The sequence below is a fragment of the Reyranella sp. GW821-FHT12G01 genome, assembly GCF_058806575.1.
Genome location: NZ_JBXAPV010000002.1, coordinates 288,298 through 304,783 on the forward strand (window position 1 = coordinate 288,298; position 16,486 = coordinate 304,783).

Annotated in this window: 13 protein-coding genes; 6 read left to right on the plus strand and 7 right to left on the minus strand. The window is 65.8% G+C overall.

Annotation, left to right across the window (positions count from 1 at the left end):
- Positions 1 to 3 precede the first annotated feature (3 nt).
- On the plus strand, positions 4 to 396 hold the full coding sequence (locus tag AC1RP5_RS20840; RefSeq protein WP_493113867.1) for a GtrA family protein: 393 nt from the start codon (positions 4 to 6) through the stop codon (positions 394 to 396).
- Between the two features lie 12 nt (positions 397 to 408).
- Here the strand turns inward: AC1RP5_RS20840 and AC1RP5_RS20845 are convergent, their stop codons facing one another.
- Complete coding sequence (locus AC1RP5_RS20845; protein ID WP_493113869.1) at positions 409 to 1,242, minus strand: decaprenyl-phosphate phosphoribosyltransferase; 834 nt, start codon at positions 1,240 to 1,242, stop codon at positions 409 to 411.
- 193 nt (positions 1,243 to 1,435) lie between these two features.
- Here AC1RP5_RS20845 and AC1RP5_RS20850 point away from each other — a divergent pair, with 193 nt between their 5' ends.
- The 3 genes from AC1RP5_RS20850 to AC1RP5_RS20860 are packed head-to-tail and all read left to right on the plus strand — an operon-like array spanning position 1,436 to position 4,672.
- On the plus strand, positions 1,436 to 2,734 hold the full coding sequence (locus AC1RP5_RS20850) for an FAD-binding oxidoreductase (RefSeq protein ID WP_493113871.1): 1,299 nt from the start codon (positions 1,436 to 1,438) through the stop codon (positions 2,732 to 2,734).
- A 1-nt stretch (position 2,735) separates the two neighbouring features.
- Positions 2,736 to 3,488, plus strand: coding sequence for an SDR family NAD(P)-dependent oxidoreductase (locus AC1RP5_RS20855; RefSeq protein ID WP_493113873.1), 753 nt, complete (start codon positions 2,736 to 2,738; stop codon positions 3,486 to 3,488).
- A complete protein-coding gene (locus tag AC1RP5_RS20860; protein ID WP_493113875.1) occupies positions 3,488 to 4,672 on the plus strand; it encodes a hypothetical protein in 1,185 nt (394 codons plus the stop codon). Before AC1RP5_RS20855 ends, AC1RP5_RS20860 begins: the two co-directional genes overlap by 1 nt.
- On the opposite strand, the gene AC1RP5_RS20865 is transcribed toward AC1RP5_RS20860, so the two are convergent.
- Positions 4,669 to 6,246 carry a hypothetical protein gene (locus AC1RP5_RS20865; RefSeq protein ID WP_493113876.1) on the minus strand — a complete coding sequence of 526 codons (1,578 nt, stop codon included), beginning with the start codon at positions 6,244 to 6,246 and terminating at the stop codon, positions 4,669 to 4,671. The genes AC1RP5_RS20860 and AC1RP5_RS20865 overlap by 4 nt on opposite strands.
- Before the next feature lie 168 nt (positions 6,247 to 6,414).
- Here AC1RP5_RS20865 and AC1RP5_RS20870 point away from each other — a divergent pair, with 168 nt between their 5' ends.
- Positions 6,415 to 7,515 (plus strand): glycosyltransferase, encoded by a 1,101-nt coding sequence (locus AC1RP5_RS20870; protein ID WP_493113878.1) that lies wholly within the window; start codon positions 6,415 to 6,417, stop codon positions 7,513 to 7,515.
- Between the two features lie 34 nt (positions 7,516 to 7,549).
- Here the strand turns inward: AC1RP5_RS20870 and AC1RP5_RS20875 are convergent, their stop codons facing one another.
- Complete coding sequence (locus AC1RP5_RS20875) at positions 7,550 to 8,782, minus strand: LLM class flavin-dependent oxidoreductase (RefSeq protein WP_493113879.1); 1,233 nt, start codon at positions 8,780 to 8,782, stop codon at positions 7,550 to 7,552.
- 163 nt (positions 8,783 to 8,945) lie between these two features.
- Between AC1RP5_RS20875 and AC1RP5_RS20880 the strand changes: the two genes are divergently transcribed.
- Positions 8,946 to 10,196: a glycosyltransferase family 4 protein gene (locus AC1RP5_RS20880; RefSeq protein WP_493113881.1), complete on the plus strand. Its 1,251-nt coding sequence runs from the start codon at positions 8,946 to 8,948 to the stop codon at positions 10,194 to 10,196.
- A gap of 60 nt (positions 10,197 to 10,256) precedes the next feature.
- On the opposite strand, the gene AC1RP5_RS20885 is transcribed toward AC1RP5_RS20880, so the two are convergent.
- The 4 genes from AC1RP5_RS20885 to AC1RP5_RS20900 all read right to left on the minus strand — a co-directional run bounded on the left by AC1RP5_RS20885 (position 10,257) and on the right by AC1RP5_RS20900 (position 16,417).
- Complete coding sequence (locus AC1RP5_RS20885) at positions 10,257 to 11,207, minus strand: OmpA family protein (protein ID WP_493113883.1); 951 nt, start codon at positions 11,205 to 11,207, stop codon at positions 10,257 to 10,259.
- 132 nt (positions 11,208 to 11,339) lie between these two features.
- A complete protein-coding gene (locus AC1RP5_RS20890) occupies positions 11,340 to 12,908 on the minus strand; it encodes a glycosyltransferase family 2 protein (RefSeq protein WP_493113885.1) in 1,569 nt (522 codons plus the stop codon).
- A complete protein-coding gene (locus AC1RP5_RS20895) occupies positions 12,905 to 14,380 on the minus strand; it encodes a glycosyltransferase family protein (RefSeq protein WP_493113887.1) in 1,476 nt (491 codons plus the stop codon). Before AC1RP5_RS20895 ends, AC1RP5_RS20890 begins: the two co-directional genes overlap by 4 nt.
- A 57-nt stretch (positions 14,381 to 14,437) precedes the next feature.
- Positions 14,438 to 16,417 carry a glycosyltransferase family 2 protein gene (locus tag AC1RP5_RS20900; protein ID WP_493113889.1) on the minus strand — a complete coding sequence of 660 codons (1,980 nt, stop codon included), beginning with the start codon at positions 16,415 to 16,417 and terminating at the stop codon, positions 14,438 to 14,440.
- Positions 16,418 to 16,486 lie beyond the last annotated feature (69 nt).

Here is a 16,486-nt window from a genome sequence, read left to right on the forward strand (position 1 = left end):
ACGATGAGTCTCCAGTTCCTGAAGTTCCTCGCGACAGGCGGCATCGCCGCCCTCGTCAACCTGCTCAGCCGCTACGCGCTCAACCAGTTCATGCCGTTCGAGGCAGTCGTGGTGGTGGCCTATCTGCTGGGCATGGTGACGGCCTACCTGCTGGCGCGCCGCTTCGTGTTCGAGGCCTCGGGCCGCTCGGTTGCCTCGGAAGCCCGCCGGTTCGTCCTGGTCAACCTCGTGGCGCTTTGCTTCGTCTGGATGATCAGTGTCGGCCTGGCGCGCGTGCTGTTCCCGGCCATCGGCTTCACCTGGCATGCCGACGACATTGCCCACCTGATCGGCGTGATGGCGCCCGCGGCAACCAGCTTCATCGGCCACCGCTTCTATACGTTCGCCCGCAAGTAACGGACGCGTCGTCTACGCGTAGAGGACGATCGCGCAGACGCCGACCCAGGCCACCACGGTGGCCAGCAGCGGCAGGTCCGACAGCAGCGCATCGGTCGGCGATTCGCCGGCGCCCAGCCGCTCCACCACGTACCAGTAGCGAAACAGGCCGAAGATCACCAAGGGGATGGTCGCCGTCAGCTTCTGGTTCGCCGACATCACGAACAGGCTGTAGAAGACCAGCGCGCCGGTCGCCGACATCTCCGCATAGCGCTCGATCAGCGACGGAGAATACTTGTCCAGCACCTCGCGGCCGTCGGAGCCGCTGCCCAGCAGCTCCTGCCGCCGCTTCACGGCGGCGAGGTAAAGCGCGAGGCAGAGCGTGGTGATCAGCATCCAGCCCGACAGCGGCAGGTCGAGCGCCACGGCGCCGGCGCAGATGCGCAGCACGAAGCCGATGGCGATGCTGAAGATGTCGAGCACCGGCTGCTGCTTCAGCACGAAGGTGTAGGCGATGTTGAGCGCGAGATAGCCCGCGATCACCGCCATCACGTAGGGCTGGAAGATCGCGGCCACGGCGAGGCCCGCCAGGATCAGGCCCAGCAACGAAAGCGCGCCACCGCGCGACACGCGCCCCGCAGCGAGCGGGCGCGACAGGCGCTTGGTGGGGTGGCGTCGGTCGCGTTCGATATCGTGCAGATCGTTCACGATGTAACAGGCCGACGAGGCCGCGCAGAACAGCGCGAAGGCCAGCAGCGACAGCTTGATCGACGCCGGGTTTGTGAACTCGCGGGCAAAGACCAGGGGCGCGAAGACGAAGACGTTCTTCACCCACTGCCGGGGGCGAACCAGCTGGATCAGCCCCACGATCGTTCCCCCGGACGAAGGCGAACTCATTGCCCCAAGACACCCTTCATGAGGGCCATGTATGCGCACTCTTCCGGAGTCTGGCAATCCCTCGCGAGCCCCCGTGCCTTGCCGGCCAACGTTATTGGCGTGGCCTTCGATGGTCGGACCAAGTACCATTGTCGGAACAATTCGCATCTTGGGCACAGGACGGATGAGACCTGTTTCCTCCTGGGGACGCCTGAGCGCGGAGCCTCATCAAGTCATCGATCTGTCCGACATCTCTGCCCTCCTCGAACAGGTGCAGGGCAAGGGACCCGCGATTCCGCTCGGCATGGGCCGCAGCTATGGCGACGCCTGCCTGAACCCGGGTGGCTCCTTGTTGAGCACGGCGCGCCTCGACCGTTTCCATTCGTTCGATCCGGAGATGGGCCGGCTGGTCTGCGAGGCCGGCGTGCAGTTGCGCGACATCCAGCGCTTCATGGTGCCGCGCGGCTGGAGCCTGCCGGTGATCCCCGGCACGCAGATCGTGAGCGTGGGCGGCGCCATCGCCAACGACGTCCACGGCAAGAACCATCATCGCGTCGGCTCGTTCGGCCATCATGTCCGCAACGTCACGCTGGTGCGCACCGACGGCCAGGTTGTCGATTGCGGGCCGGGCGTGCGTCCCGACCTGTTCGCCGCCACCGTGGGCGGCATCGGCCTCACTGGCCTGATCGCCACCGCCGAGCTCCAGCTGCAGCCGGTGGCGGGACCCTGGCTCGACACGGAGATCCTGCCCTATCGCAGCCTCGACGAGTTCCTGACCCTGGCCGACGATTCGGAGTCGCTGTGGGAGCACACGGTCTCGTGGCTCGACTGCACCGCCGGCAGCCGCTTGCGCGGGATCTTCCTGCGCGCCAATCCGGCGGTCGACCAGTCGGGCAAGCCGCCGCTCCCGCGCCGCCGCGCCATCCCCTTCACGCCGCCTTTGTCGCTGTTCAACCGGCTGAGCTTGCCGGTCTTCAACAGCGTCTACTATCACCTGAACAGCCATCGCGGCGGCACCAAGCGCCGGCCCTTCGACACCTTCCTGTTCCCGCTCGACGACATGCAGGACTGGAACCGGCTCTACGGCCCACGCGGCTTCTTCCAGTACCAGCTCGTGGTGCCGCGCGACGCCGGGGCCGCGGCGCTGCGCGACATCCTCGACATCATCGCGCGGTCCGGCCAGGGCTCCTTCCTTGCGGTCATAAAGACCTTCGGCGAACGCCCCTCGCCCGGGTTGCTGAGTTTCCCGACGGCCGGCATCACGCTCTCGCTCGACTTTCCGAACAAGGGAGCCCGCACCGAGCGCCTGTTCGTCGAGCTCGACGCCGTCGTCCGCTCCGCCGGCGGGCGTCTCTACCTCGCCAAGGATGCGCGGATGCCGCGCGACCTGTTCGAAGCGGGCTATCCAAAGGCATCTCAACTTGAGAGATTCCGCGATCCAGGGATGAGCTCCGGCATGTCCCGCCGTTTGATGGGGCATTGAGTTGGACCAGAAGAAGCGCATCGTCGTGATCGGCGCGACCTCGGCCATTGCCGAGCATTGCTGCCGGCTGTGGGTGCAGCAGGGCCCCGTTGAGTTGATCCTGGTGGCGCGCAACGTCACCCTCGCCGGACGCATCGCCGCCGACCTTCAGGCGCGCGGCGCCGAGGCCGAGGTCTCGGTCGAGACGATGGACTTCCTCTCCGCATCGGCGATCGCCGAAGCCGTGGCCCGCTGGACCGCGACAGCCCCGGTCGACGTGGCGCTGATCGCCCATGGCGTGCTCTCGCCGCAGCAGCCCTGCCAGGACGATATCGGGCTGGCGCACGAAGCAATCGAGGTCAACGGCGTGTCGCCCGTCCTGTTCGCCGAGGCCTTTGCCGGGGCGATGACCCAGGCTGGCCATGGCACGATCGGCATGATCGGCTCCGTCGCCGGCGACCGCGGCCGCCGCGCCAACTATGTCTACGGCGCCTCCAAGGCGCTGATGGATCGCTATGCCCAGGGCATGCAGCACCGCTTCGCCGGCACCGGGGTGAAGGTCGTCCTGATCAAGCCCGGCCCGACCGACACGCCGATGACGGCCCAGTACAAGGCCCAGGGTCGGAAGCTCGCATCGGTCGAATCCGTGGCGGAGGGCACGGTGAACGCCATCGCGCGCGGCACGCCGGTCGCCTACCTGCCCCGCAAGTGGCAGCTCATCATGTTCGTAGTGCGTAACCTGCCCAACTTCATCTTCAACAGGCTCAACATCTGATGCTGAAAGAGATCTACGACGCGGTCATATCGACCTTCGAGCGGGCTTTCGGCCTGCTGGCTGGCGGCCGCCTGTGGCTGGTCTGGGGCGTGGCCCTGGCCGTCGCGGTATCGCTGTTCATCTCCTTCCCCCGCATCAGCTTTTTCCTCGGCACCGATTCGCAGATCGTCAATTTCTGGCCGGTTCTCGAGCGCCAGGCCGCCAATCCGCTGGCCACCGCGGGCGAACAGTACAAGGACCAGGCGCTGCACGACGCGAAGCTCGCCTTCCGGCTGACCCTGCCGCTCACCATGAAGGTCCTGCACATCGACTGGCGCGGGATGCTGGCGATCCAGTACGGACTCGGCATCCTGATGCTGTGGCTTGTCGGCAAGATCGCGATGGACCTGTTCCGCGACCGGATCGTGGCGCTCGCCAGCGTGTTCGGCGTCGCGTCGATCTACGCCGGCAAGGCCGCCTTCCTGCAGCTGGGCGGCATGGGCGATGCCTTCGCATTCGCATTCCTCACGGTCGCCGTGGCCTTCCGCAATCCCGTCGTCATCATTCCGGCCGTCATCGCCGCCTGCTTCACCGACGAACGCGCCGTCATCGTCTCGCCGCTGCTCGTCGTGTTCTGGGCCGTGCGCAACGGCAGCGACCTCAGGCCGAGCTGGTTCAACCTGCAGACCCTCAGCGTGGCATCGGCCATCCTGATCTCCGGCGCGATCCGCCTCGTGCTGATGTTCGGCTACGGGCTCCATCTCCCGATCGGCGCCGGCAAGGACGTGGGCTTCAGCGTCCTGCCGATCAACCTGCCGAACCTGCAGTACGAGCTGCCACACGTGCTGGCCGGCATGTGGCTGTGGTTCCTCATCGCTTGCATCATTCTCGTGCGGAACCGGTGGTGGTTCTCCCTGCTCGCCATCGCAGGCACGACAGGCGCGATCGTCGCGGCGTCGTTCATGGTGCTCGACGTCGACCGCAGCCTGGCCTTCTCCCTGCCGCTCGTGTTCGTGTCGATGGCGGTGGCCGCCCGGGCGAAGCTTGGCCTCAAGGACCTGCGCGGCATCGCGATCCTGGGCTTCCTGATTTCCTTTGCCTGTCCGATCAACAGCCTGCTGGGCGGCGTCAGCAACCGCTACTCGGAGGGCAATCTCATGCCCATCGAGATCGTGCGCTACTACAAGTACAGCACCGCCCGCTAATTGCGGACCTGATAGAAGCAGACCATGTCGCCGAGCGGCACCATGGTCCAGCCGTCGATCGGATAGTCGACGAAGGAGCGCAGGATGGCGTCGGCCTTGCCGTTGCCCACCAGCCTCTTCTGGACGAAGACGTAGAGGCGGTCGACATGGCCGCGATAGGCCTGCGCCTTGAGGTCTTCCAGCGAATCGAAGTCGGCCAGGTTGGACCAGGTCCGCGCATTACGGACTTCCAGCGCGATCTCGGGCGACGGCATGAAGATCAGCGTCTTCCTGGCGTCCGGCCCCGAAAGGTCGATCGTCCTGATGAAGGCGATGGCCTCGGCCGAGGCGTTCATCTGCCGGAAGCCGCGGTCACCCATCGGATAGTGCGAATTGGCGATCGTGCGCGTCACGAACGAGGTCACCCCATAGAGGCATGCCAGGCCCACCACGGCGGCGAAAGAGAGTCGCAGCAGCCACGACCGGCTGGTGATGAAGGCGTGCACGACACCGACGAACAGCAGCAGTGACGGCACCCGGAAGTGGCGCTCGTCGAAGCTGACGGACTTTCCCGCCATCCAGGTCAGCAGGAAGACCGCCAGCATCGCGGCCGACATGGAAAAGGCGAAGCGCAGGTATTCGCCGTAGCTGTCGCGCAGCCGCACCCAGGTCACGGCGAAAGTGACGACGGCCAGCGGGAAGAAGACATAGGAGATGGCGTCGATCGACTTCAGGACCTGCCGGCCCGGATTGAGGAACAGGTAGTTGCCGAGGTCGAGCAGCGACAGGCTGGCGCTCCAGATGGAGCCCAGCCCGAAGGACACATAGAACAGCAGCCCGTCGGGATGGATGGTCGCGGGGATCGAGGCCGCCGTGACGCCGCGCGTGTACCAGGAGACGTAGAAGATCACGCCCATCAGGGCGATCGACACGCCTGCCACGGCCAGCTTGCGGACCGTGTCCCACTTCAGCCATGCCTTGTCGCCGCAGATCGCGGCCGCGCCCACGATCGCGGCGCCGATGATGATGCCGCTCAGCTTGGCGAAGACCAGCACCGCAGTGCCGAGCACGAACGGCACGACGGAAAACCACCTGAAATCGCGCAGCCGCCAGACCATCAGGATGAACCAGGGGGCGACGCCGAACAGCAGCACCTCGCCGCCGGAATAGTTGGTGAAGGAGAGATTGTAGAACCGGTTGCAGACGATGATCGCCAGGGTCAGCGCTATCGTCTGAAGCGGGAAACCGAAAGCTTGGTAGAGCGCGTACCAGCCGAACAGGCCCAGCACCGAAAAGGCGGCGACCACGACGATGATCGCGAGGCCGAGACTCATGCCGAGCTTCTCGACAAGGCCGGGCACCATGTGCTGACCCGGCGTCCAGGTGCTCATGAACGATTCGACTTCGCGCGAGATGTCCGCGAGGTCAGGTCCGAGCGAATGGTTGAACGTCGAGGCCCGGGCCTGGGTGTACCAGCCGACGAAGCCCCAGCCGCTGTCAGAATACATGTTGGGCCGCACGATCGCGCCGGCCGCGGTGTAGGCCACCGTCAGGACGACGACGAGCGCCAGGCACAGCGCCGGCAACCAAGCCACGAGACGGTCGGAGCCCCTGCCCGCTCCCCCCAACGATCGAACCATCCAATGCACCGGCCGCTTGAAAAATCTGGCCGGAGTCTAGGGACCCCGCCCCGCCAGACAAGGCCGATCTGCGACGGAAATCGCAGTAGGACGGTACCAGTGAGCGCAATATAATGGCCGCGGATGCAATCGATTTCTCCGACGGTTACCGTCGTCGCGCCGACGTTCAACGAGTCACAGAACCTGCCGCGCCTTGTGGCGCTGCTCGACAAGACGATGGGCGACATTCCCTGGGAAGTCGTCTTCGTCGACGACAACAGCCCCGACGGCACCTGGAAGGTGGCCAAGCAGCTTTCCCAGGACGATCCGCGCGTGCGCTGCCTGCGCCGTGTCGGTCGCCGCGGCCTCGCCGGCGCCTGCATCGAAGGCGCGCTCAGCTCTGCCGCGCCCTACATCGCGGTCATGGACGCCGATCTCCAGCACGATGAGACCATCCTGCCGGCGATGATCGCCAAGCTGCAGGCCGACGAGGCCGATATCGTGATCGGCAGCCGGTTCGTGGGCGACGGCAGCGCCGAGGACGGCTTCTCCGCCCGCCGCGCCTTCGCCAGCAAGGTCGCCACCCGCCTCTCCACCATCGTCATCGGCCGGACGGTCTCCGACCCGATGAGCGGCTTCTTCGCCCTGAAGCGCGAGGTGTTCGAGACGGTCGCCCCCAGCCTGATCTCGTCGGGGTTCAAGATCCTGCTCGATATCCTGGCCAGCACCCGCGGCCAGGTGCGCGTCGCCGAAGTGGCCTACCAGTTCCGTTCCCGGCAGGAGGGCCTCTCCAAGTTCGACAGCCGCGCCATGATGGATTTCCTCGGGCTGCTGCTGCACCGCCTGACCGGCGGCGCGATCTCGGTCCGCTTCCTGTTCTTCATGATCGTGGGCGCCATCGGCCTCGCCATCCACCTGATCATCCTGCGCGTGGGCATGCTGGGCGGGCTGGGTTTCGAAGTGGCGCAGTCGGTGGCGACCGTCATCGCCATGACGTCCAACTTCCTGGTCAACAATCTCCTGACCTACAGCGACATGAAGCTGCGCGGCCTGGCGGCGCTCGGCGGATTGCTGAAGTTCTATGTCGTGTGCGGCGTGGGTGCGCTCGCCAATATCGGCGTGGCGTCGTGGCTGTTCGTGTCGAACGAAAGCTGGTGGATTGCCGGCATCGCGGGCGTCGTCGTCGGCGCCACGTTCAATTACACGATGAGCTCGATCTTCGTCTGGCGGCAGCAGCAGAACTGAGGCGGCGCCCGAAAGCGCCGCCCCGTTCCAGCCCTTAGCGGGCGTTCTCTTTCTCGAAGTCCGGCACCGCGGCCGAGGCCGCCGCGAAGCGCGGCGACTTCGTCACCTTGAGCGCTTCGGCACCGCCCTCGGTCTGCATGATCTTGGCCATGATCGCCTGCTGGGCGCGGTCGAAGACGCCGCGATTCTCGATCAGGAACTTCTGCGACTCGCGCAGCTTGTTCACGTAGCCGTTGATCTCGGGCACGACGTAGCGCGCGACCATGTCCCAGCTCCGGCGCGTATTCTCCGGGTTGGCCCAGTCGTGCACGAAGCCCACGCAGACGCCAAAGCCACCGCTCTTGGCGTAGACGTCCTTGATCACCTTTACGAGATCGTCGGGCGTGCCGATGGTCGCGGCCGAGCCCGGCGTGAACGCGGTCTTGTCCACCGCCTCGTCCGGATTGGCGAAGGGCTCCGCGCCCGGGCGCTGCAGGGTGCCGACGATGTATTCGTTGTGCCAGCGGTGCAGGCCCACGCGCGCTTCCTCGCGGGCCTTCTCGCGGGTCTCGGCGATGTGCCAGGACAGCAGCACGCGCCAGTTCTTGCGATCGACCGTCTGGCCATGCTTCTTCGCGGCGTCCTCCGCGAACTTCCACTGGGTCGGCAGGGCCAGAAGGCCCTCGTTCGACATCGAACCGATCGAGATGATGCCGATGCCGTGCTTGCCCGCCAGCGTCATGCCCGAGGGACTGACCTGCGAGGCGACGACGAAGGGCATTTCCTCCTGCAGCGGCAGGAGCTGCAGGGCGGCATCCTGCATCGTGTACCAGTCGGTCTTGTCGGTGACCCGCTCGCCGTTGAACAGGCGGCGGATGATGCCGATCGCGTGATCCTGGCGATCTCGCTGGACCATCGGGTCGATGCCGAGCGTATGCGCGTCGGAGGCCAGCGCGCCGGGGCCCGAGCCGAAGAGCGCTCGGCCGCCGGTCATATGGTCGAGCTGCACCATGCGCTGCGCCACGTTGTAGGGATGGTGGTAGGGCAGCGAGATCACACCGGTGCCGAGCTTGATGCGCTTGCTGCGCTCGCCGGCCGCCGCGAGGAACATCTCGGGCGAGGCGATCATCTCCCAGCCGCTGGAATGATGCTCGCCGCACCAGAATTCGTCGTAACCGAGACCGTCGAGCTGCTCGACGAGATCGAGATCCCGCCGGAACTGCAGCATCGGGTGCTCGCCGATCGGATGGTGGGGAGCGATGAACGCGCCGAATTTGAGCCGCTGCATGGTTGTATCCCCGGTGGCTGTTGATGTCCCGAATGTCGGCACCGATCATGCCGCGCTCCGGCTCCCCACGGGAAGGCCCCCGAGCGGTTGATTTCGGTCAGCGGACACGTCGAACTGGATAACGCCAAGATATGCAATTAACTCTGGGCCCTGGATCGCATCGATGAGCCCCGCCCCGTCGCACTCTTCGCCCCCCGCGCAACTGGTCCTCGACCTTTCGAGGCTGGTCTATGCCGCCTGGTCGCGGACGCCGAAGGGGATCCCGCGCGTCGAGCTCGCCTATGCGCAGCACTTCATCGCAACCCGGCCGGACAGGCTGCGATTTGCCGTGCTCGACGCATGGGGGCGCCTGAGAGTCGTGGACAACGGTCCGGCCATCGCCTTCACCCGGGAGATCGCCGGTTACTGGCAGGGCGACGTCGCCTCTACCGGCGCCTACCTTCGGGTCGTGCTGCGGGCTCTCTGGATTCACACCGTCCTGGTGTTGAGGCCCTGGGGCGACCTGAAGCAGCTCGTGGCCTCATATCGCGGCCGCTCGCTTTACGTCATTCCGTCCCAGCTTCAGCTCGAACACGCCTCGCTCATCGAGGCGGTGAAGCGCGCCGGCGACGTCAGGCTGCTCTACTTCGTGCACGACATTCTCTCGACGATCTTCCCGGAATATTTCTCCGACAGTCTTCCCGACCGCGATCGAAGGCGCATGGAGAACGCGGAGCGGCTGGCCGACGCCATCGTCGTGAACTCCCAGGTGACGGCCGATGCCTTCCGCGATCGCTTTGGCGCGAACCTGCCGCCGGACACGCTGACCGTGGCACCGCTCGGCGTCGCCGGTCCGGCGAAAACCGAGCCGACGCCAACGCCTCCACCCCAACCCTATTTCGTGATGCTGGGCACGATCGAGCCCCGCAAGAATCACCGGCTGATCCTCGACCTGTGGCAAGACCTCCATCGCGAACTGGGAGCTGCCACCCCTCGCCTGCTCGTGGTCGGCGAGCGGGGCTGGAAGAACAAGGACGTATTCGCGCTGCTGGAGCGCAGCGCGCCGCCGCAAGGCGCCGTGGAAGAATGCGGCCGGCTGCCCGATGCGGCCGTGGCCGGCCTTCTGAAGGGCGCCCGCGCCCTGCTCCTGCCCTCGTTCGCCGAAGGATATGGTCTGCCGCTGGCCGAAGCCCTCACGCAGGGCGCGCCTGTTCTCTGCAGCGACATACCGGTCTTCCGCGAGGTCGGCGGTGGTGTTCCGGATTATCTCGATCCCACGGACAAAGCTGCCTGGCGGTCCGCCGTGCTGGACTATGCACAGAAGCAGTCCCCGAAACGGCATGCCCAGCTCCAGCGGCTCGACGGGTGGTCTCAGCCGACCTGGGCACAGCATTTCATCGAGGTCGACGCAGCCCTGAGGCGTCTGGAGCAATAAAAAAGGCGGCCCGTGAGGGCCGCCTTCTTCATGTCTCGGATATTCCAGTGAGCAGGCAGCTTACTGGATGACGATCTCGACGCGGCGGTTCTGCGGCTCGCGGACGTTCGGGCCGGTCTGCACCAGCAGACCCTGCTCGCCACGACCAACCACCGCGATCGCGGTCGCCGGCACGCCTTCGCGAACCAGGGCGTCCTTGACGGCGTTCGCACGACGCAGCGACAGCGCCATGTTGTAGGCCTCGGTGCCCGACGTGTCGGTGTGACCGGTCGCCGTGATGCGGGCGTTACCCTTCGCCTTGTAGGCGCCGGCAGCCTGCTTGATCGTCGTCAGGGCCTGGGCCGACAGGTTCGAACGGTCCCAGTCGAAGAACACCATGAACGACGGCGGAGCCACCATCGGAGCGGCCGGCGGCGGCGGCGGCGGGGGGGCGTTGAACTTGTAGGTGACACCGACCAGCGCCAGGATGTTCTGGTTCTGGAAGGTCACGTTGCCGATCGGCGTGTTGACGTTCGGGTTGGTCGTGCCGAGGTAACGGCCTTCGACCATGAACCGGAGCTGTTCGCTGACGTTGTAGGCGACACCCAGCATGCCCTGATAGGCGAACTGCGTGCTGCCCAGCGACGAGTTGCTGTCGACGAAGGCGATACCGGCACCGGCACCGATGTACGGCGTGATGACCGAAGTCGGCATGAAGTCGTACAGGATGTTCGCCATCACCGTGAGCTGGCCGACCTTACCGTTGATCGCCGTGCCCGGGATGTTCGCCGAGGTCGGGATCTGGCCGTAGCCGGCTTCCAGCTCGAGGCGGGGACCGACGAAGTCGTAACCGACCTTGCCGCCCGCGGACCAACCGGTCCAGGTCTGAGTGTTCGGGTTGGAACCGATGAACCAGGCGGCACCGCCACCGGCACCGATGTAAAAGCCTTCCTGCGCGTTGATCGCCTGCGCACTGGCCGCACCCGGCAACATCATGCTCAGGCCCAACAGAGCCAAACCAGCTTTCTTCATAATTCTCCCCACGGGTGAAGGTAAAATACAGAGGGTTATTACAAGCACCTTACCACAGGCAGGGTACTCTACTCATGAAACAGTTATGTTATCGCAGCCGCAATGTCGCGCACTGTGGCACGTTCGCAACAGTCAGCTTTGCCTTCGATGAAGTTGGATGCCGTTGATCTGGAGCGCCCTCTCCACCTGCTCGATCAACATCGCATTCACCGTCCCCTCGCTCCCCAAATGACATTCCTCGATGGCGAGATCTCGCAACAACCTGGCCAAGCGGCCGCTGGCCATCGCGGAATGGATTCGAGGCAGGTTGGGAAAGGCACCGAGGCCCTTCGGTAACAACCGATACTGACCGCCATAAGGTGGAAGATCCGGCATCAGCACGATCTCGAGCGCATCGCTTGCGAGCGGCGCCTCGGCCGTCCCCAGGCAAAGGCGCTTGGGCCGCGGATCGGTTCGAATCCTGGCAACATCCAACGCCGTTCTGAGCGCCGACAGCGGGTCGTTGTGGATAAAGCGCCCTATTGTCGCGGCATATCCCGGATGAAGCGCTTCGATGGTCGTCTGCGCCGCTGCGACAAGCGCCTCGCGCTCGCCGGCGAAGGAAGCGCCGCCTCGGTGCCACACGAAAAGGCTGGTCGCCGCGACGTGCCGCCAGCCGGCCGCCGTCGCCCTCAGGCAGAAATCGTTCTCCTCGCCATAGCCACGGCCGAAGCGGTGCTCGTCGAAGCCGCCGATCTGCTCGAGACAGGCGCGACTGACCGCCATGCAGAAGCCGATACCTGTGGGGATCTCGATCGGCGACGCATCGAGGCCTGCACACAGGCGGTCCCATTCGGCGGTAACCCCATTCGCAGGCAGGCCGTTTTCACAAAGCGTCGCGGGGTAACTGAGGATCGTCGCGGCATTGGACCAGGGCGTTGCCGTCGCGGCCCGCGCTGTCCCCAGCGCCGCCAGCAGGCGATCGAGCCAGTCGCCGAAGACCATCGTATCCGAATTGAGCAGGACGATGTCGCGGTCCGGATGGAGGGCAAAGCCGCGATTGGCGGATCCGACGAAGCCGACATTCCGATCGTTTGCCAGCAGGGTGATCAGCCCCGCTTCCGCCAACGCCTCAAGCTCGCCGCGCAGCAATGGATCGGGCGAGGCATCGTCCACGACCACGAACTCATAGGCCGCCTTCGTCGGCGCCCCCAGCACGCTGTCGATCGCCTGCAGCACCAGCGAGCGGCTGCCATAGACCGGCATGACGATATCGACCGTCGCCCGCGCCCTGTCGGGGCGGCGATGGGCCAGCAAATGACGGATGTCGACCGGCGCAGGATCTGCAGGCGGGACATCGCCCCGCCCCTCCTCGCGACCGAAACGCAGCCAATGGGCCAGCGGCTCATAACCCGCCCGTTCGACATCGGGGTTGCGCTGGCGATAGACGGTCGGCGAGAAGCCCGGCCGTGGCGAGAAGCCGCGCGCAGAGCCGATCGCCAGATAATGGAACGACGCGGCTTCGGCCGACGAAAAAGATCGTCCCGCCGAGCGCTGGTAGTGCTCAAGGTCGATCGCCCCCGGTCCGAGGCCATGTTGCCAGCAAATCCGGCCAACCCATCCCGGCAGAAGACGTGCCGCAATCGATGCAAGGCCGTCGCTCTTGCAGGCCAGGCCGAAGAGGACGTCGCTTGCTGTTTTGGGCGACCGCGCGTCGCTCATCGCGCCACCCAGGACTGGCGAAGTTCGAGAAGCCTCGCGAGCAGCTTGGCCGCGTCGCCCGACAATTCCCGTGGCAACAAATGTCCACGGCCGAGCCGCCGCAACCGTGCCGCCGGCGCGCCGATGTCGAACGCGATCACCGGCAGCCCTTGTTCCAGGGCCGATGTCAGCACGAAGGACCATGTCTCCGGCCAGATGGCCGGCAGGAAGACCGCATGAGGTGCAGCTTCCGCGAGCATTCGCCCGAGATCCTCCGAACGATAGACCCCGCTCACCGTCACACTGGGAGGCATCGCCTCAGAAACAGGCCCGATGACCGACAGGAGCAGCGGCGCGCCCGCTTCTTCTGTCGCGGCGGCCAACGCCTGCACGACGCGCAGGCCCTTGGAGACATTCAACGAGCCCAGGATGACGACACGCAGATATTCGGTCGGCAGCAGGCTCGGCACGCGCTCGGGCGGGAAATCCGTATCACGACCGGGCTCCCAGACGGTGATCGGTCTCGTGAGATGGCGCTGCATCCGCGCCGCGAGATCGTCGCTTGGCGCGACGACACGATCCGCGTTGGCCAGGAAATCAAGGTGATCGGCGCGCCACGACAGCGGATCGAATTCACTCGCCTCGGCGCCGTATTCCGTGACGCACTGGACGCAGGTTTCGGGCGGCGCCACATCGCAGAACACGCCCTGCCCGGTGACCAGATCGACCCGCGGACACAGCATGAAATAGTCGTGCAGGACGACATCGTAGGGCACGCCCAGCCGTGCGCCGAGGGCGCGGATCCATGCCATCATCTGCACCGGACGATCGATGAGATGGTTCACCAGAAGGCGCGTGACGCCCCGCTGGCGGGCGAACTGGACCAGCCCCTCCAGCCCGGTATCGAGGTCGAACGTCCTGTCGCCCACCACCGCCAGCTTCGGCGCGCTGAGAATCGTCCTGGCCCGGAGAACATTTTTCCCCGACTCCTCCAGAGATCGTTCGTAGAGATCGAGGAAATGGCTGCTCCCGCCGCCCCGCCCGTGATGGAACACGAGGACGGCTTCCGCGCCTTCCCGCCATGCCGCGCGATCGGCCCGCGCCTCCACTTCGTTGCGCGGTGACCGCTCCAGGCGCGGCCTTTCCAAGTGATGAAAGAGCGGGTCCATTCCAGGCGGCATCCGCAGATTCGACCGCCGGTAGAATGCCGGGTCGAAAGAAGGCGCCGGCGAACGCCGCGTCCGCCAGCCCAGAAGCGCGTAGTGCAGCAGCGGCGCCCGGGCGACGCGCCGGCGCTGGCGTTCGTCGCTGAACTGACGGAGGTAGAAATCGCGATCGAAGCCGCGCTCGAGCACGGCCAGGCGCGGCGCCATGACATGGAGCGTCGCGGGCCACAGCAGGCCGAACAGGCGGCCAAGCACCATGCCTTCGACGAACAGAACGACGAGCCGCGCAAAGACCACCTCCAGCCCTTCGTGGATCTTGCGGCGCATCCAGCCGGCCTGCCGCAAGGGCGGCGCGTACCGCGAAGGTGTCGGGATGTGCACTGCCTAACTGTCGAGGCTGGTGTGGAGCGCCGTCAGCGACAGCGCGGGATGGAAGCACGGATCGTCGGCCACGGCGTTCTTCCAATCCGACAGGAAATGCCGCCTCTCCCACGTATAGCGCCGGGCGAAATCCACCTTGCCGCGCGTCGCGGATTCGCGATGCATCAACACAACCTCGGGCGCGAGCACCGTCTTCCAACCACGCCGCGACAGCCGCAGGCAAAGGTCCACGTCGCCCAGTTCGATCGGATACTTCACGGAATCGAAGCCACCGACCGCCTCGAACTTGCTCCGCTCGACCGCCAAGCAGGCGCCGGTTACCGCAGAGACTTCGTGCGGAACGACCAGCCGCCCCAGATAGCCCTCGTCGGTGGGCCAGGCGCCGACATCGATATGGGCCGCATGGCCGCCCAGGCCGAGCACGAGCCCGGCATGCTGAAGACGCCCCGAGGAAAAGAGGAGTTTCGCGCCCACGGCGCCGACATCCGGTTGCGTTGCCCAGCCGATCAGACCGGCGAGCCAATCCGGTTGTATCGCTTCGGTGTCGTTGTTGAGAAACACCAGGACACGGCCCCTGGCGAGCGCCGCCGCGCGATTGCACAAGGCGGCAAAGTTGAAGGGCCCCGCGGCCTCCAGCACCTGAACGCGGGGCTGGCCTTTCACGCGATCGAGCAGTTCCCGCGCCGCGGGCTGTTCGCTGCCATTGTCGACGATCAGCAGATCGAACGTGCGCGGCTCGGTCTTCTCGAGGCCGGCGAGACACGCGGCCAGAAGATCGGCGCGGTCGCGCGTCAGCACGATGAGCGTGGCCTCGATGGCCTCTCCCGCCGTCGGCACAGGCGGCGCTGTCGATTCGCGAGCAGCCGGCGCCGGGGCTTCCCAGATTTTCGTCAGCAGAACGCGCCGGATGTGACCGACAGGCCCTGCTTCCGCGGCAAAAACGGCGTTCCACGTCGAGGGTCGCAAAATCTCGGCCGAAGAGAGATCGGCATGGCCTTCCAGGGCCCGGCGGCGAAAATAGACGGCGCGGCCGATATAGGGGCGCGCCCTGTGGAAGATCGGGCTCCAGTCGGGCTTCAGCTCCGGCTCGACATATCGTCCGCCGCTGATCGAATCTTCATCGCCGTAGAACAGCGACACATCGGGACGGCTCGACACGACCTCGACCAGCGCCGCCATCGCATGATCGGGCATCACGTCGCCGGCGAAGATCGGCAGCACGATGTCCGACGCTTCGAGATCGTTCCACAGGCAAGCCGCAGTCTCGGACCCGTCGACGGAGAGAATCTGTCGCGGGTGCGTCTGGCCTTTCATCTCCTTGCCGACGAGAGCGAGCGACCATTTCGGATAGGATTGTCGCCTGAGCGATTCCAGGGTTGCCCTGAGATCCGCGGGATCTTTTCCATCGGCCTGGACGACCACGCGGATGTGCGGTCCCTCGCTCCACGCCGCCTGCGGCGCTTCCAGGCCAGACGGGTCGGACGGCCGCTCCCCCCGCACACGCCATTCGTGATAGCGCGAGACCGGCGTGGCGCCGAGAAAGTCCTTCAGCAGCCCGTTCGCATCGGTTTTCCGTCCGACCAGCATCAGGCTCGCGGCAAACAGCGCCTTTCCGACGCTTCGCCGGCTCGCCAGCAGCAGCACGTCGGGAAATGACAGCAGCTCACAGGAGGTCAGGCTGAATCCCGTGGCGGGACATCCGGCTGGCAATGAAATCAGGATGCGGCGGGTCTCCGGCGGCACCAGTCCCACCCATTCCCCGGTGCCGAACAACCCGGCCGGCATCGTCGTCTGGATCTCTTCTTCGTCCGCTTCAAAACGGATGACGGGCCGGCCCGCCGAGCCGTGGAGCGTCGTCCGATAGCACAGGCGCAACCAGCGGCCGGTTCGCAACTCATTCACAAAGACGAGTTCGAACTGCAAATAATCGGCGGGCGGCCCGGGCGAAGCCCTTTCCCTCAGGAAAACGCGGCGTTCAACCACGATCGCCCGCCGAAGCAGCTTCCGAAGTTGACGCGTTTTTCACCTTTGCCCAGCTCTCCCCCATGTACC